The organism is Romboutsia sp. 13368 (assembly GCF_018336475.1).
Lineage (GTDB): Bacteria > Bacillota > Clostridia > Peptostreptococcales > Peptostreptococcaceae > Romboutsia.
Genome location: NZ_CP048741.1, coordinates 373,334 through 373,614, shown reverse-complemented (window position 1 = coordinate 373,614; position 281 = coordinate 373,334). Strand labels below are relative to the sequence as shown.

The window sequence follows — 281 nt, the reverse complement described above, 5'->3', positions numbered from 1 at the left end:
ATTTGAACCAACCCATAAAATTCCGTTTTTATCTTCGTAAATACCATGTACGAAATTAGACTTCAAAGAGTTATCATTAAAAGGTTCTGACTTATAATGTACTATTTTATTTTTRGAATCAAATATACTAATTCCCGATTCTGTTCCTACCCAAATTAATCCACTTTTATCTTCTATAATACTGCATACTGTATTATTAACTAAACTATTCTGATCATAGTTCTTATTTTTATAAGTATAAAAATTATCTTCTTCTTCATTGTACTTAGCTAGGCCATTAT

General features: G+C 26.4%; 1 protein-coding gene. It reads right to left on the bottom strand.

The window, feature by feature from the left end:
* Positions 1 to 281, bottom strand: a 281-nt coding sequence (locus G3997_RS01515; protein WP_296647000.1) for a two-component regulator propeller domain-containing protein, incomplete at both ends; no start/stop codon positions are given.